General features: G+C 75.5%; 14 protein-coding genes. 7 read left to right on the forward strand and 7 right to left on the reverse strand.

Annotation, left to right across the window (positions count from 1 at the left end; translation table 11 throughout):
• Positions 1-266 (reverse strand): hypothetical protein (locus QE401_RS21735; RefSeq protein ID WP_307140294.1); only part of this gene is annotated, 266 nt, incomplete at its 3' end.
• Between the two features lie 136 nt (positions 267-402).
• On the reverse strand, positions 403-1,296 hold the full coding sequence (locus QE401_RS21740) for a LysR family transcriptional regulator (protein ID WP_307140295.1): 894 nt from the start codon (positions 1,294-1,296) through the stop codon (positions 403-405).
• 138 nt (positions 1,297-1,434) lie between these two features.
• Between QE401_RS21740 and QE401_RS23020 the strand changes: the two genes are divergently transcribed.
• The 4 genes from QE401_RS23020 to QE401_RS21755 all read left to right on the forward strand — a co-directional run bounded on the left by QE401_RS23020 (position 1,435) and on the right by QE401_RS21755 (position 4,136).
• The gene (locus QE401_RS23020) at positions 1,435-1,581 is read left to right on the forward strand and encodes a hypothetical protein (protein WP_373461492.1); all 147 of its coding nucleotides are present in this window, start codon (positions 1,435-1,437) and stop codon (positions 1,579-1,581) included.
• Positions 1,545-2,516: a PrpF domain-containing protein gene (locus QE401_RS21745; protein WP_373461490.1), complete on the forward strand. Its 972-nt coding sequence runs from the start codon at positions 1,545-1,547 to the stop codon at positions 2,514-2,516. The genes QE401_RS23020 and QE401_RS21745 overlap by 37 nt, the downstream gene beginning before the upstream one ends.
• Positions 2,517-2,554: 38 nt before the next feature.
• Positions 2,555-3,559 (forward strand): Bug family tripartite tricarboxylate transporter substrate binding protein, encoded by a 1,005-nt coding sequence (locus QE401_RS21750; RefSeq protein WP_307140296.1) that lies wholly within the window; start codon positions 2,555-2,557, stop codon positions 3,557-3,559.
• Between the two features lie 112 nt (positions 3,560-3,671).
• Positions 3,672-4,136 (forward strand): OsmC family protein, encoded by a 465-nt coding sequence (locus QE401_RS21755; protein ID WP_307140297.1) that lies wholly within the window; start codon positions 3,672-3,674, stop codon positions 4,134-4,136.
• Positions 4,137-4,151: 15 nt separating this feature from the next.
• Here QE401_RS21755 and QE401_RS21760 read toward each other — a convergent pair whose 3' ends face one another.
• Entirely contained in the window at positions 4,152-5,363 is a 1,212-nt protein-coding gene (locus QE401_RS21760) for a DUF5666 domain-containing protein (protein WP_307140298.1), read from the reverse strand.
• Positions 5,360-6,214 carry a DUF6502 family protein gene (locus QE401_RS21765; RefSeq protein ID WP_307140299.1) on the reverse strand — a complete coding sequence of 285 codons (855 nt, stop codon included), beginning with the start codon at positions 6,212-6,214 and terminating at the stop codon, positions 5,360-5,362. Before QE401_RS21765 ends, QE401_RS21760 begins: the two co-directional genes overlap by 4 nt.
• Before the next feature lie 125 nt (positions 6,215-6,339).
• Between QE401_RS21765 and QE401_RS21770 the strand changes: the two genes are divergently transcribed.
• Together QE401_RS21770 and QE401_RS21775 are read left to right on the forward strand one after the other, a co-directional pair.
• The gene (locus QE401_RS21770; RefSeq protein ID WP_307140300.1) at positions 6,340-7,035 is read left to right on the forward strand and encodes an ATP-binding protein; all 696 of its coding nucleotides are present in this window, start codon (positions 6,340-6,342) and stop codon (positions 7,033-7,035) included.
• Between the two features lie 40 nt (positions 7,036-7,075).
• On the forward strand, positions 7,076-9,052 hold the full coding sequence (locus QE401_RS21775; protein WP_307140301.1) for a glycosyltransferase family 2 protein: 1,977 nt from the start codon (positions 7,076-7,078) through the stop codon (positions 9,050-9,052).
• 133 nt (positions 9,053-9,185) lie between these two features.
• Here QE401_RS21775 and QE401_RS21780 read toward each other — a convergent pair whose 3' ends face one another.
• The 3 genes from QE401_RS21780 to QE401_RS21790 form a co-directional block, all read right to left on the reverse strand.
• Positions 9,186-10,025, reverse strand: a complete 840-nt coding sequence (locus QE401_RS21780) for a gamma-glutamylcyclotransferase (RefSeq protein ID WP_307140302.1) — start codon at positions 10,023-10,025, stop codon at positions 9,186-9,188.
• Positions 10,026-10,111: 86 nt separating this feature from the next.
• Positions 10,112-10,330, reverse strand: a complete 219-nt coding sequence (locus QE401_RS21785; RefSeq protein ID WP_307140303.1) for a hypothetical protein — start codon at positions 10,328-10,330, stop codon at positions 10,112-10,114.
• 97 nt (positions 10,331-10,427) lie between these two features.
• The gene (locus QE401_RS21790; protein ID WP_307140304.1) at positions 10,428-12,080 is read right to left on the reverse strand and encodes an ABC transporter substrate-binding protein; all 1,653 of its coding nucleotides are present in this window, start codon (positions 12,078-12,080) and stop codon (positions 10,428-10,430) included.
• Between the two features lie 252 nt (positions 12,081-12,332).
• Here QE401_RS21790 and QE401_RS21795 point away from each other — a divergent pair, with 252 nt between their 5' ends.
• Positions 12,333-13,370: an amino acid ABC transporter substrate-binding protein gene (locus QE401_RS21795; protein ID WP_307140305.1), complete on the forward strand. Its 1,038-nt coding sequence runs from the start codon at positions 12,333-12,335 to the stop codon at positions 13,368-13,370.
• The last annotated feature ends 1 nt before the right edge of the window (position 13,371 follow it).

A 13,371-nucleotide genomic window follows, 5' to 3' on the forward strand; every position in this document is an offset into this window, starting at 1 on the left:
CGGCCACGCGCATCGCCGGCGAAGCTGCGCTGCACGATGTAGTTGGGGCCGGTGGCGTTGGGCAGCGGCGCCCAGCCCTCCGGCAGGTCGAACAGGCTGCCCTCGTAGCGCAGGGGCGGTTGCGCGGCGGCGGCCGGGGGCGGGGTCTGCGCGGCGGGGGCCGGCGCCTGGGCGGTGGCGGGCGGCGGCGCCAGCAGGGCGGCGAACAGGGCGGCGGCCAGGAGCGCGGGGCGGGCGGGCAGGGCGGCGGGGCGCTGGGGGGGCATGGCGGTCCTCCTCGACTTCCCTGCATAGACGGCGCGGCCCTGGCCGCCACCGCGCCCCCGCATCAACTCCGCGCGTCCGGCGGCATGGACCGGCCGGGCGTTGGTCACAAGCCGGCGAGGGCCGGGGCGGCAGGCCTCAGCCCGCCGTCAGCCGCCGCTCCAGCAGCTCCAGCAGGGTCCTGGTGGCGGGGGCGGGGGTGACGCCGCGCCGCACCACCACCCCGGTGGTCCGCTCCACCCGCGGCGCCTCCAGCATGCGCGCCACCAGGATCGGGTGCGGGCTGCGCGGCAGCGCCAGGCGCGGCACCACGGCGACGCCGAGCCCGGCCTCGGCCAGGCCCAGGCTGGTCGAGAGATGCTCGGCCTCGTATTGCCAATTGGGCTGGATGCCGAGCGGCAGCAGCGCGCGGTCCAGGATCAGCCGGTTGCCGGAGCGGCGCGAGACGCCGATCAGGCGCTCGCTCTCCAGATCCGCCCAGCGCAGCCTGCTGCGCCGCGCCAGCGGGTGGTCGCGCCGGCAGGCCAGCACGAAGGGGTCGCGCCGCAGCGGGCGGAACTCCACCTCCGGCACGATCGCGCCCTCCATGCCGATGCCGAATTCGACGCCGCCGCTGGCCACCATGTCGATCACCCCATCGGCGGAGAGATCCATGACGCGCACGCGCACGCCGGGAAAGCGGCGGGCGAAATCGGCCAGTGTCGCCGGCAGGAAGTAGTAGGCCGCGGTCGGGATGCAGGCGAGGGTGATCAGGCCGCGGCGCCGCGCCGCCGTTTCGCGGATGCCGAGCAGGCTTTCCTCCAGCTCGTCCAGCAGGCGGCGCGCGCGGGGCAGGAATTCGCGCCCCATCTGGGTCAGCGCCACGCGCCTTGTGGTGCGCGTCATCAGGGAGATACCGAGCTCCTCCTCCAGCGCGCTTAGCCGGCGCGACACGGCGGGCAGCGAGAGGTGCAGCACCTCCGCCGCGCGGGTCAGGCTCAGCGCCTCGGCCACGGCGACGAAGGTGCGGAGCTGGTCGAGATCGATCGCCATGGCGCGCCGTTCTTGCGTTCAACGCAAGGATCCTACCGTTCTTTGCACTTCAGTTGGAAGCGCCCGGCGCGCAGAAGGATCGCGGAACAATCCCTGGGCGGAAACACGGCCATGCAGATGCGCATTCCCTGCGTGCTGATGCGCGGCGGCACCAGCCGCGGTCCCTTCTTCCTGGCAGCGCATCTGCCGGAGGATGCGCAGCAGCGCGCGACGCCCTGCTGCTCTCGGCGCTGGGCTCGCCGCATCCGATGCAGCTGGACGGCATCGGCGGCGGCAGCAGCCTGACCAGCAAGGCCGCCATCGTCAGCCCCTCCACCGAGGCGGGCGCCGATATCGACTATCTTTTCGCCCAGGTCGCGGTGGACCGGCGCAGCGTCGACACCCGGCCCAATTGCGGCAACATGCTCGCCGCCGTCGGCCCCTTCGCGATCGAGGCCGGGCTGGTGGCGCCGCGCCACCCGCAGACGGTGGTGCGCATCCGCAACCGCAACACCGGCCAGCTGGTCGAGGCGGTGGTCTGCACCCCGGGCGGCCAGGTGACCTATGAGGGCGATGCGGCGATCCCCGGCGTGCCCGGCACCGCCGCCCCCATCGCGCTGCGCTTCCGCGACGTCGCCGGCAGCAAGACCGGCCGGCTCTTCCCCAGCGGCCAGGCGGCCGAGGAGATCGATGGCTGCACCGTCACCCTGATCGACGGCGCCATGCCGATGATGCTGGTGGCGGCCGCCTCGCTCGGCCTGCCGCCCGAGGCGTCGCCGGAGGCGATCGAGGGCGATGCCGCGCTGCTGGCCCGGCTGGAGGCGATGCGGCGCGAGGCCGGGCGCCGCATGGGCCTCGGCGATGTCAGCGACAGCGTCGTGCCGAAGCCGGCCCTGCTCGGCCCCGGCCGTGACGGGGCGACGCTCACCGCGCGCTACCTGACGCCGCATGCCGTGCACCGCGCCATGGCGGTGACCGGCGGCATCACCCTGGCGGTGGCCGCCCGCATGCCGGGCACCGTGGCCGCCGGCCTGGCCACGCCCGCCGCCGCCGCGCCGGGGGCGGAGGAGGTGCTGCGCCTGGCCCATCCCGCCGGGGTTATGGAGATCGGCCTGCTGCTGCAGGACGGGGTGGCGCGCTGGGCCAGCGTGCTGCGCACCGCGCGCCGCATCTTCGAGGGCCATGTGCTGCTGCCGGCCGAGGCGCGGCAGGAGATGCTGCCGCGGCTCGCCGCGGAGTAAGATCGACACCAACGAACAAGAAGCTGGAGGACACGACCATGCTGCACCGCCGCACCCTGCTGCGCGCCCTGGCGGGCGCCCCCGCCGCCGGTCTTTCCGCGGGCCTGCTCGCCCCCGCCATCGCCCGCGCCCAGTCGGCCGGCGCCTGGCCGACCCGCCCGATCCGCCTGCTGGTCGCCTATGCGCCCGGCGGCGGCACCGACAATGTCGCCCGCGTGCTGGCGGCGCAGCTGCAGAGCGTGCTGGGCCAGGCCGTGGTGGTGGAGAACAAGCCCGGCGCCGGCGGCAACATCGCCACCGAGACCGTCGCCCAGGCGCGGCCCGATGGCTACACGCTGCTGGTCGGCAATCAGGGGCCGATGACGGTCAACCAGTCGCTCTTCCCCTCGCTGCGCATCGATCCGCTGCGGGTGCTGGAGCCGGTGGCGCTGGTGGCGGATGCGCCGCTGGTCGCCGTCGCCGGCCCCGGCAGCAAGGCGCGCGACCTGCGCGGCCTGCTGGAGGAGGCGCGCGCCGCGCGCGGCAATTTCAGCTATGCCTCGGCCTCCAACGGCTCGGCCAGCCATCTGGCGGCGGCGCTGATGTTCCAGATGGCCGGGGTGGAGGCCGAGCACCTGCCCTTCCGCGGCGCCGGCCCGGCGCTGAACGATGTGGTGGCCGGCCATATCCCCTTCATGGTGACGACCCTGCCCTCGGTGGCGGGGCTGGTGCAGGGCGAGATGGTGCGGCCCCTGGCGGTGACCGGCACGGCGCGGCTGGCGGCGCTGCCGGATGTGCCGACGGTCGCCGAGAGCGCGCTGCCCGGCTACCAGGCCTCGGCCTGGTACGGCATCGTCGCGCCGCGCGGCCTGCCGGCGCCGATCCGCACCCGGCTGGAGACCGCCATCGCCGACAGCCTGCAGGTGCCCGACGTCTCTCGCCGCCTGGCCGAGGAGGGCGCGGTGCCGGCGCGCATGGGCGCCGAGCCCTTCGCCCGCTTCATGGCCGAGGAGCGGGCGCGCTGGTCGAAGCTGGTGGCCGAGGCGAATATCCGCGTCGACTGAGCCGGCGCCGCCCCTGGATGCGACGCGGCCGGGCCCGCTAGGCTCGGCCGCGCATCGACAGGAGGATCGCCATGCCAGCATCGCCCAACCCGCCCCGGACCGGGGCCCCGGCATGAGCCCGCCGGCGGAGGCCGCGCCCAGCGATGCGGCGCACAGCGTCACCGTGGCGGAAAGCGGCCTCGGCCCCTATGGCCAGATCATCCGCGCCGGGCGGCATCTGGCGGTGGCCGACGAGCCGGAGGCGCTGGGCGGCCTCGACAGCGGCCCGACGCCCTTCGAGCATGTGATGTCCGGCCTCGGCGCCTGCACCGCCATCACGCTGCGCATGTATGCGGCGCGCAAATCCTGGCCGCTGCAGCGTGTGGTGGTGCGGGTGCGCCAGGCGCCGCCGCAGCCCGGCGCCCGGCCGCGCTTCCTGCGCGAGATCGCGCTGCTCGGCGCGCTCGATGCCGAACAGCGCGTCCGGCTGCTGCAGATCGCCGGGCGCTGCCCGGTGCATCTGCTGCTGGAATCGGGGGCGGAGATCGCCACCGGCCTCGCCGAGGACCTGCCCGCCCCGGCCACGCCGCCGGGCTGAGGGGCGGGCAGGGGCTCAGGGCCGGAAGCCGCCGCCCCCGGGTCCGCCGCCCGGCGGCCCCATCCCGCCCGGCGCCATGCCGCCGCCGACACCCCCGCCGGGGCCCGGCGCGCGGCCGCCGGATTCCTCGCGGCCGGGCGCCGCGCGGCTGGCCGGTGCGCCCCGCCCCGTCTCGCCGGGGCGGCCGGTGCCGGGCAGGCCGGGCAGCGCCGTGTCGCGCGCGCCGGGCGCCTGGCCCGGGGCGCGCAGCTCCTGCGGCGCCAGCCGCCCATCGCCCTGGCGGCGCGCATCCAGCACGGCGCGGCGCGGCGCCCCGCCCGCTGCCAGCCCCGCCGCCGGCAGCCGGGCGGCGCCCAGGCGCAGCGTGCCGGCCTCCAGCCCGACATAGGCCTCGATGACGATGCGGCCGATGCCGGGGCCGAAATGCCGCTCCGGCTCGGTCTGCAGCCAGTCGATCTCCACCCGGTCGGGCCGCAGCACGCCATCCTGCAGCGGGCCGGCCAGCAGCAGCGGAATGCCGGTGGGCACGTCCATCGCCAGGCTGCTGCGCACCGGCAGGGTGCCGACCCGCAGCATGCCGCCCTGCCGCCGGGCGATGCCGCGCAGCAGCACCCGCCCCGGCGGCGCCGCGTCCAGCCTGGTGGCGCCGATGCGGCCATCCGGCTGGCGCAGCCCGCTGACCGCGACCCAGTCGCCCGGGCGCCAGTCGCGCCGGCCGCGGAAGCCCGGCTCCAGGCGCAGCACCTGGCCGGCGACGCGGAACCCGTCCTCCGTCACCGCCTCGACCGGGCCGACCAGCTCCAGCCGCAGCGCCAGGCTGCGCGCCTGCAGCGCCTCGGCCGGGCCGCCGGCCTCGACCACCACCACCTGGCCGGCGCGCAGCGGCAGGCGCAGCCCGGCCGCCGGCTCCTCCGCCGCCTGCGCGTCGGTGCCGACCTCCAGCCCGTTGACGCAGAGGCTGGCGAAGCCGGTCAGCACGCCGACGATGCCGGTGCCGCCAATGCCGCGATCGCCGCCCTCCTCGGCGCTGATGCCGGTGCCGCCGATGCCGCGCTCGGCCAGGCGCAGCGGCGCCGGCGGGCCGTCATCGGCGCCGATGCGGCAGAGCGGGGCGGTGGGTGCCGCCGCCAACGGGGCGGGCGGCGGCGGCGGCGCGGCGGGCCCGGCGCAGCCGGCCAGCAGGGCCAGGCCGGCGGCCAGCAGCCGGCGCGCGGCGCGCGGGCTCATCGCCGCGCCTCCGGCTCATCCTCGGCATAGAGGTAGAGGCCGAGATTGACCCGCCGCGTCGGGCTGCCCGGCGGCGCCTCGCCCTCGCGCTCCAGCAGCGCCAGCATCTCGCGATTGACCTCGACCAGCAGGCGCTGCGCCGCCTCGCGGCCCAGCCGCTCCATCCGCGTGGCGAGCGCCGGCGTCAGCCGGTCGTAATGCACCGCGCGGTCGAGGAAGGCGGGCGCCGCGCCGGCGACATTGGCGCTGGCGGCGGCGATGTGGTCGTGCAGGTTGCGGGCGAAATAGTAGAGCTGCTCCTCGGTGCCCTGGCGCGGCAGGAAGGCGGCCTCCTCCAGCACCACGCGCTCGGCGGCGTCCAGCCGCACCAGCCCCTGCTGCAGCCATTCATCCAGCACGCTGCGCGGGCGCAGATCGGTGGTGATGCCGGCGACCAGCGCCTCGAAGCTGGGCTCGCCCTCCGGCGCGCTGCGCGGCAGCGGGCGCGGCGCGCCGGCGGCGTCGCTGTAGCCCGGCGCGCCCAGCCAGCGCGCCACGATCTGGCTGCCCAGCGTGACCAGCGGCGGCACCGCGGGCGGGCCGTCCTGCAGTTCGCGCAGGCGGCGGATCTCCTTCCGGTGCACCCCCGTCAGCAGGCTGATGCGGCTGTCGGTGCGGGCGCCGGAGGCGCTCAGCATCTCCGCCGCCAGCTCGACATAGAGGCCGCGCGCCAGCTCGGCGAAGACCGGGAAGGTGACGCCGCTGCGGATCAGCAGGCGCAGCAGCGGCCGCAGCAGCCGCGCCAGCGGGCGCAGCAGGGCGGCGGCGGGCGGCGGCACGGCGCCGGGCGGGGAAGGGGCGGGGTCGGGCACGGCGCCCTGCCTAGCATGCGGTGCGTGGGAAAGCAGCCCACGTTTTCCGATTGACGTGGGAAAATATCCCACATACCGATAGGGGCATGTCCCTCGCCCTCCCCCGAACCCGCCGGACCTCCCGCATGCAGCCGACCAGCCCCGCCCCCCTGTCCCCCCAACCCGCCACCCCCTGGCCGCCCGCCCCGCCGCCCGCCTTGCCGGTCTGGCCGGCAAGGCCGCCGGCGGCGGAGGAACAGCTCAGCCTGCGCCAGCTGCGCCACCACAGCGCCAACACCTGGCAGCGCATCCTCTGCGACGTCTGGACCCTGGCGGAGGCCAGCGGCAGCGCCGAGGCGCGCGCCCTGGCCGAGGCGGTCGAGCGGCGCATCCAGTCCAGCATGGCGGTGGCCGACACGCTGTTCGGCCTGACCCGCAGCCCGGGGCCGATGCGCGCCCGGCTGCTGCGCCTGGCCGGGGCGGTGCTGCGCGGCCTGGCCGCGCCGGGGCAGGAGATCGCCCTGCAGGCCGAGGTGCGCGGCGACTGCCCGCCGGTGCTGCAGGAGACGGTGCTGCGCGTGGCGCAGGAGATGCTGGCCAATGCGGTGCGGCACGGGCTGCACGCCCGGCTGCGCGGCCGCATCACGCTGCGGCTGGAATGCGGCGCGGAGGCGGTGCGGCTGCTGGTCGGCGATGATGGCTGGGGCCCGTCGCCGCGCGACCGGCCGGGCGAGGGCGGCGCCCTGATGCGCGACCTGGCGGCGCTGCGGCATGGCCGGGTGACGCTGCGGCGCGAGGGCGCGCTGACCCTGGCCGAGCTGCTGCTGCCCGCGCAGGGCTGAGCCGCCTCCCTCCCTCCTCCCGCGACGCGGAGATCCGCCGATGCAGCCCGTTCCCTTCCCGCCCGCGCCCGGCGCGGCGGCGCGCCCGCGCGCATCCTTCCCCTGGCTCCGGCGCGCGCGCGCCTGGCGGGGCGGCCTGCTGGCCGGCTTCGCCGCCCTGCTGGGCCGCGCGCATGGCGCCGTGCTGGCCCGGCCGCGGCTGCACGCCGCGCTGCGCCTGGGGCTGCGCCCGGCCCTGCCGCTGCTCGCCCGCCTGCTGATGGCCGAGCCGCGCCTGGCCCGGCTGCGCGATCGCGCCCTGTATCGCCGCTGGATCGCCCGCTGCGACAGGCGCGACGAATCCGCGCGCCGTGTCATCGGCGACAGCATCGCCGGCTTCGCCCACCGGCCGCTGATCTCGGTGGTGATGCCGGCCTATGAGACGCCGCCCGCGCTGCTGCGCCGCGCCATCGCCTCGGTGCGGGCGCAGCTCTACCCGGATTGGGAGCTGTGCATCGTCGACGATGCCTCGCCCTCCGGCGCCGTCGCCGCCCTCCTGGCCGAGGAGGCGGCGCGCGAGCCGCGGCTGCGCTGGCGGCGCCGCGCCCGCAACGGCCATATCGCCGCCGCCACCAATGACGCGCTGGCCCTGGCGCGGGGCGAGTTCGTGGCCTTCCTCGACCATGATGACGAGCTGGCGGAGCATGCGCTCTACGAGGTCGCGCGCCTGCTGCAGCAGGCGCCCGACGCCGCGCTGATCTATTCCGACGAGGACAAGATCGACGCCGAGGGCCATCGCTCCGACCCCTATTTCAAGCCGGATTTCGATCCGGAGCTGCTGCTGGGCCAGAACTACCTGAACCACCTGACGGTGTGCCGGCGCGACCTGTTGCAGCGCCTGGGCGGGCTGCGCGAAGGCTTCGAGGGCAGCCAGGACCATGATCTGGTGCTGCGCGCGGCCGCCGCCCTGCCGCCCGAGCGCATCCGCCACATCCCGAAGATCCTGTATCACTGGCGGCGCGGCGCGGCCGGGGCCAGCTTCTCCGAGGCGGCGGCCGCGCGCTGCCAGGCGGCCTCCCGCACCGCGGTGGCGGAGCATCTGGCGGCGCGCGGCGAGGCCGCCACCGTGCTGCCGGCGCCGCGCGCGCCGATGTGGAACCGCATCCGCTGGGCGCGGCCCGCGACGCCGCCGCTGGTCAGCGTCATCATCCCGACGCGCGACCGCGCCGATCTGCTGGGCCGCTGCCTGGAGGGGCTGCTGCACGGCACCGACTGGCCGGCGCTGCAGGTGCTGGTGGCCGACAATGGCAGCGAGGCGCCGGCGACGCACCGGCTCTTCGCCCGCCTCGCCGCCGACCCGCGCGTCTCCATCCTGAACCTGCCCGGTCCCTTCAACTATTCGGCGCTGAACAATGCGGCGGCGCGCCAGGCCCGGGGCGAGCTGCTGCTGCTGCTGAACAACGATATCGAGGTGCGGCACCGCGACTGGCTGGCCGAGATGGTGCCGCTGGCGCTGCGCCCGGGCATCGGCGCGGTGGGGGCGCGGCTGCTCTACCCGGATGGGCGGCTGCAGCATGGCGGGGTGGTGCTGGGCCCGGGCGGCGTCGCCGGCCACCAGCATGCCCGGGCGCCCGGCGACGACACCGGCTATTGGGGCTCGCTGGCGCTGCTGCGCAACGTCTCGGCGGTGACCGGGGCCTGCCTGCTGCTGCGCCGCGCCAGCTTCGAGGCGGCGGGCGGGCTGGAGGCGGAGCACCTGCCGGTCGCCTTCAACGATGTCGATCTCTGCCTGAAGCTGCGCGCCATGGGGCTGCGCAACCTGGTGACGCCCTTCGCCGAGCTGCTGCACCATGAATCCGCCTCGCGCGGCTCCGACCTGGCGCGGCGGCGGCGCGCCGGCTTCGCCCGCGAGCAGGCCTGGATGCGGGCGCGCTGGGGCGCGGTGCTGCGGCAGGACCCGTTCTACAACGCCAATTTCGCCCGCACCGGGCTGCGCTGCGAGCTGGCGCTGCCGCCGGAGGCCGAGGGCCGGTCCTAGGCTGGCGGGGCCGTCCGGCGGGCCTGGCCCGCGCCCGCATCACCGGCGATCCCGCCCCGGCCGCAGCGCCGGTGGCGCCCCGCCGGGCGCGCAGGCGGCCTGGCCAGAAGGCGCCAGAGCCGGCGGGCGATGCTCAGGCGGCGCCGCGCAGCGCCGACACCGCGGCCGCCAGCCGCTCCAGCATCGGGTCGGTGATGCCGAGGCGCTGCAGCCCCTCCTGCGTGTTGAACAGGTATTCGGCGCTGCTGCCCAGCCGGCCGCTGGCGGTGGCCAGGCGGCGCACCACCTCGGCCTCCGGCAGGTCGGCATATTGCGGCCCGTCGGGGTTGATGACGAAGGCGATGCCATGGCCGAAGCGGCGTCCATCCGGCGCATGCAGCGGCAGCCAGAGCGGGATATAGGCGCCGCTCAGCATCTCCCGCCGCCAGACCAGGGAGAGCTCTGACTCCAGCCCCGCCTCCTCCAGGCGGAAGGCGACGCCCTCGCATTCGCCGCCACGGTCGAGGGCCAGCACCAGCCCCGGCCGCTCCGGCGTGCCGCGGCCGATCGGGGTGGAGAGGCAGAAATTGCGCTGCCAGCCCTCGATCCGCGCGCGGCGGCTCTCGGCGAAGCGCACCGTCGGGTTCCAGATCAGCGAGCCATAGCCGAACAGCCAGACCGCATCGGCCTCCGCCGGCCGCGCCGCCAGGGTGGCGCGCAGCGAGGCCTCGCGCGCCTCCTGGCTCAGCAGCGTGGCGCCGAGGGCGGCGCGCGCCATCTCATCGATGGCGCCGCTGCGCAGATAGTCGCGGGTCAGCGCCATGGGGGCGCTGGAGGGCGGGCCAGGGGGCGCGGCGGCGGTCGCGACGCCCGGCGCATCCGGCGCGCCGGCCTCGATCACCGCCTCCGGCGCGGCCGGCGGCAGCCCGGTGCCGGCCGGCTCGGGGCCGGCTGGCTCGGGGCCGGGCGGCGTTCCTGGGGCATTCCTGGCCAATCCTGCTCTCCTCGGCGCTGGCGGACATTCTGCCGGGCCTTGTGACAGGAATTCCGCCCGGCATGAACCATTGCCAGGGTTGCGGCTCAGCGCGGCTTGTCGGCCGGGCCGGGAAACTCCGGCTTGATGGCCTGGCTGATCATGTCCATCACCCTCTCCAGCCCCTCCGGCAGCCCGGATGGCTGGCCCCCCGCCGCCACGCCGTCCAGGGCCGCGTCGGGCAGCGCCTGGGGCGGCGCCTCGGGGGCCGGCGCGGCCTCGGCGGTGGCGGCCTCGGCGGGGCTGGGTGGGCTGGTCGGGCGCATCGGGATGGTCTCCAGGCCGGTGGGGCGGCGGCCAGCCTAGCAGGCCAGCCGCCGCCGGACAGGGCGGGCGGTGTCGATTCCCGCCCTGCGGCCCGGCTCAGCGGGTCAGCCGCAGATCCAGCCCCTTGTACAGCGCCACGCCATAGAGGCCATGCGGCCGCACCCCCTCGACCCGCCGGGTCGAGGCGACCCAGAGCGGCTGGCGCAGCAGCGGCAGCCAGACATTGGCCTCGGCGACGCGGCGCTGCACCGCGCCGATCAGCCGGGCGCGCTCCGCCGGGTCGGTCGCCTGCCGAGCGCCGGCCAGGTCGCGATCGGTCTCCGGGTCGTTCCAGTTCATCCGGTTCGGCGTCGGGCGGTTGGCGCTCGGGAAATACAGGGAGAAGGCGTCGGTCGCCGACATGTAGGGATAGGACATGACGAAGGCGTCGAATTCCTGCGTCGCCAGCTTGCCCCAGCCCACCGTGGCGTCCCAGAGCTGCACGCGCAGCTCGATGCCGACGCGGCGCAGATCGGCCTGGATCGCCTGCATCACCGTGTTGTTGACGCTGGTCTGCAGCGCGTAGAGCAGCAGCGAGGCGCGCTGCCCGTCCTTCACCCGCACCCCGTCCGGCCCGGGGCGCCAGCCGGCCTCGTCCAGCACGCGGCGCGCCGCGTTGGGGTCGTGCTGCGGCACCAGCGCCGCGGCCTCGGCGCTGTAGTCCAGCGTCTCCGGGTTCAGATAGGCGGTCGCCGCCTCGCCGGCGCCGAAGAACACGGCGCGCGCGATGGCCTGCTTGTCGACCGCCAGGTTGACCGCGCGGCGGATCGCCGGGTCGCCCGCCACCGGCTTGTCGACCTTGAAGCCCAGGAAATGGTCGAACAGATGCACCGGCTGCTGCTGCACGGTCAGGGTGGGCACCCGGCGCAGGCTTTCCAGCGCGATATGCGGGATCCACTGCGTCACATCGCCCTGGCCGGTCTGGATGGCGGCCAGCCGGGTCGTGGCTTCCGGGATGACGCGCAGGATGACGCGCTCGATCTGCGGCGAGGGGTTGTTGTAGATCGGCGGGCCCCAATTGTAGCGGGGGTGGCGGGTCAGCACCATCTCCTGCCGCGGCGTCCAGGATTGCCAGCAATAGGGGCCGGTGCCGTTGAAGCCCTGCACGCCGAAATTGTCGCCCAGCCGCTCCACCGTGGCCTGGTCGACCATGGCGCCGAAATAATGCGTCAGCTGCAGCAGCAGCTCGCTGAAGGGCTCGTTCAGCTCATAGACCAGCGTGTGGTCATCGGTGGCGTGGATGCGCTTCACCGGGCCGGCGCGCCAGCGCACCGGGCTGCGGGTCGCCGGGTCGGCCCAGCGGCTCAGCGAGTAGGCGGCGTCGCGCGCGGTGAAGGGCTTGCCGTCGCAGAAGCTGACGCCCTGGCGGATCTTGAAGGTGTAGGTGCGGCCATCCTCGCTGACCGTCCAGCTCTCGGCGAGCCCCGGGCGCACCGTGCGCTGGTCCCAGTCCAGCGTCACCAGCGTGTCGGAGAGCAGGAACAGCGCCTCGCCGGCGGCCAGCGCCGAGGTGCGGGCGGGGTCGTAGCGGTCGGCGTCGATCTCGCGCAGCACCACCAGCGCGTCGCGCGGCAGCGCCTGGGCCTGCGGGGCCGCAGCCGGCCAGCCAAGGCCGAGGGTCAGCGCCGCCGCCCCCGCCCAGGCGGCCAGGCGCCGCGCCCCGGCGCGCCCTGTCCCGGCCACGCTGCGGCCTGTTGCGGGATGCTGCATCGGAAACCCCCTTCCTGCTGGGCAGGGCGGCACGCGCCGTGTCGCGGCGTGTGGCACCCACCCTCGTTCGGCCTGTCCCTGGCGGCGGCGGTGGCGGGGGCCCTGGCCCGTTCCGCTCCGCCGCGTTTCTTCTTGGGCTCAGCACAGCAAAATCGTTCCGCAGCGTCAATCGAGGCCGGGCCGGGCGATTGACAGGCGCCGGCGGCGACAGCGACCATCGGCGCGGGAGATTCACAAACCGGGGGTATGATCATGGTCAAGCGGGGCCTCGCGGCCGCGTTCCTGCTCGCCTGCGCGCTGTTCGGCGGAAGCGCCGCCGCGCAAGGCCCGTCCGCCAGCCCGACGCTGGATGCCGTGCGCGCGCGCGGCCAGCTGGTCTGCGGCATCCACACCGGCATTGCGGGCTTCGCCCTGCCGGATTCCCGCGGCGTCTGGCAGGGGCTGGACATCGATCTCTGCCGCGGCCTGGCCGCCGCCATCTTCAACGACCCGACCAAGCTGCGGCTGGTGCCGGTCTCCTCCTCCACGCGCTTCACCGCGCTGGGCTCGGGCGAGCTCGACGTGCTGTTCCGCACCTCGACCCAGACCATGCTGCGCGACACCACCCTCGGCCTGCGCCATGCGGTGACCTATTTCTACGATGGGCATGGCTTCCTGGTGCGCGCCGATGCGGGCGTGCAGCGCGTCGCCGATCTGCGCGGCGCCACCATCTGCCTGGTGCAGGGCACCACCAATGAGCAGGTGACGGCCGACTATTTCCGCACCATCAACACCCCCTTCCAGCCGGTGGTGTTCGAGCGCACCGACCAGGTGGCCGCCGCGCTGCAATCCGGGCGCTGCGATTCCTTCGGCATGGACGCCTCGCAGCTCGCCGCGCTGCGCGCCTCCCTGCCCAACCCGGCGCAATGGACGGTGCTGCCCGAGCGCTTCTCCAAGGAGCCCTATGGCGCCTATGTGCGGCGCGGCGACGACAATTGGTTCGACATCGTGCGCTGGTACACCACCGCCATCATCGAGGCGGAGGAGCAGGGCGTGACCGCGGCCAATGCCGAGGCGATGCGCGGCAGCGCCACCAACCCCAACACCCGCCGCCTGCTCGGCGCCACGCCGGAGCTCGGCCAGTCGCTGAAGCTCGACCCGCTCTGGGCCTACAACGCCATCCGCGCCGTCGGCAATTACGGCGAGATCTATGACCGGCACATGGGCCCGAACACGCCGATCGGCCTGCCGCGCGGCCCGAACGAGCAATGGACCAAGGGCGGCCTGCTCTACGCCTGGCCGATGCGCTGAG

It is taken from the genome of Pseudoroseomonas cervicalis (assembly GCF_030818485.1).
GTDB classification, from domain to species: Bacteria; Pseudomonadota; Alphaproteobacteria; order Acetobacterales; family Acetobacteraceae; genus Pseudoroseomonas; species Pseudoroseomonas cervicalis_A.

What these genes read in the sequence shown, in the direction of transcription:
- QE401_RS21740 (WP_307140295.1), bottom strand. Translation starts at nt 1,296, where the DNA reads ATGGCGATCGATCTCGACCAGCTCCGCACCTTCGTCGCCGTGGCCGAG.
- QE401_RS23020 (WP_373461492.1), top strand. Translation starts at nt 1,435, where the DNA reads ATGCGCGGCGGCACCAGCCGCGGTCCCTTCTTCCTGGCAGCGCATCTG.
- QE401_RS21745 (WP_373461490.1), top strand. Translation starts at nt 1,545, where the DNA reads ATGCAGCTGGACGGCATCGGCGGCGGCAGCAGCCTGACCAGCAAGGCC.
- QE401_RS21750 (WP_307140296.1), top strand. Translation starts at nt 2,555, where the DNA reads ATGCTGCACCGCCGCACCCTGCTGCGCGCCCTGGCGGGCGCCCCCGCC.
- QE401_RS21755 (WP_307140297.1), top strand. Translation starts at nt 3,672, where the DNA reads ATGAGCCCGCCGGCGGAGGCCGCGCCCAGCGATGCGGCGCACAGCGTC.
- QE401_RS21760 (WP_307140298.1), bottom strand. Translation starts at nt 5,363, where the DNA reads ATGAGCCCGCGCGCCGCGCGCCGGCTGCTGGCCGCCGGCCTGGCCCTG.
- QE401_RS21770 (WP_307140300.1), top strand. Translation starts at nt 6,340, where the DNA reads ATGCAGCCGACCAGCCCCGCCCCCCTGTCCCCCCAACCCGCCACCCCC.
- QE401_RS21775 (WP_307140301.1), top strand. Translation starts at nt 7,076, where the DNA reads ATGCAGCCCGTTCCCTTCCCGCCCGCGCCCGGCGCGGCGGCGCGCCCG.
- QE401_RS21785 (WP_307140303.1), bottom strand. Translation starts at nt 10,330, where the DNA reads ATGCGCCCGACCAGCCCACCCAGCCCCGCCGAGGCCGCCACCGCCGAG.
- QE401_RS21790 (WP_307140304.1), bottom strand. Translation starts at nt 12,080, where the DNA reads ATGCAGCATCCCGCAACAGGCCGCAGCGTGGCCGGGACAGGGCGCGCC.
- QE401_RS21795 (WP_307140305.1), top strand. Translation starts at nt 12,333, where the DNA reads ATGGTCAAGCGGGGCCTCGCGGCCGCGTTCCTGCTCGCCTGCGCGCTG.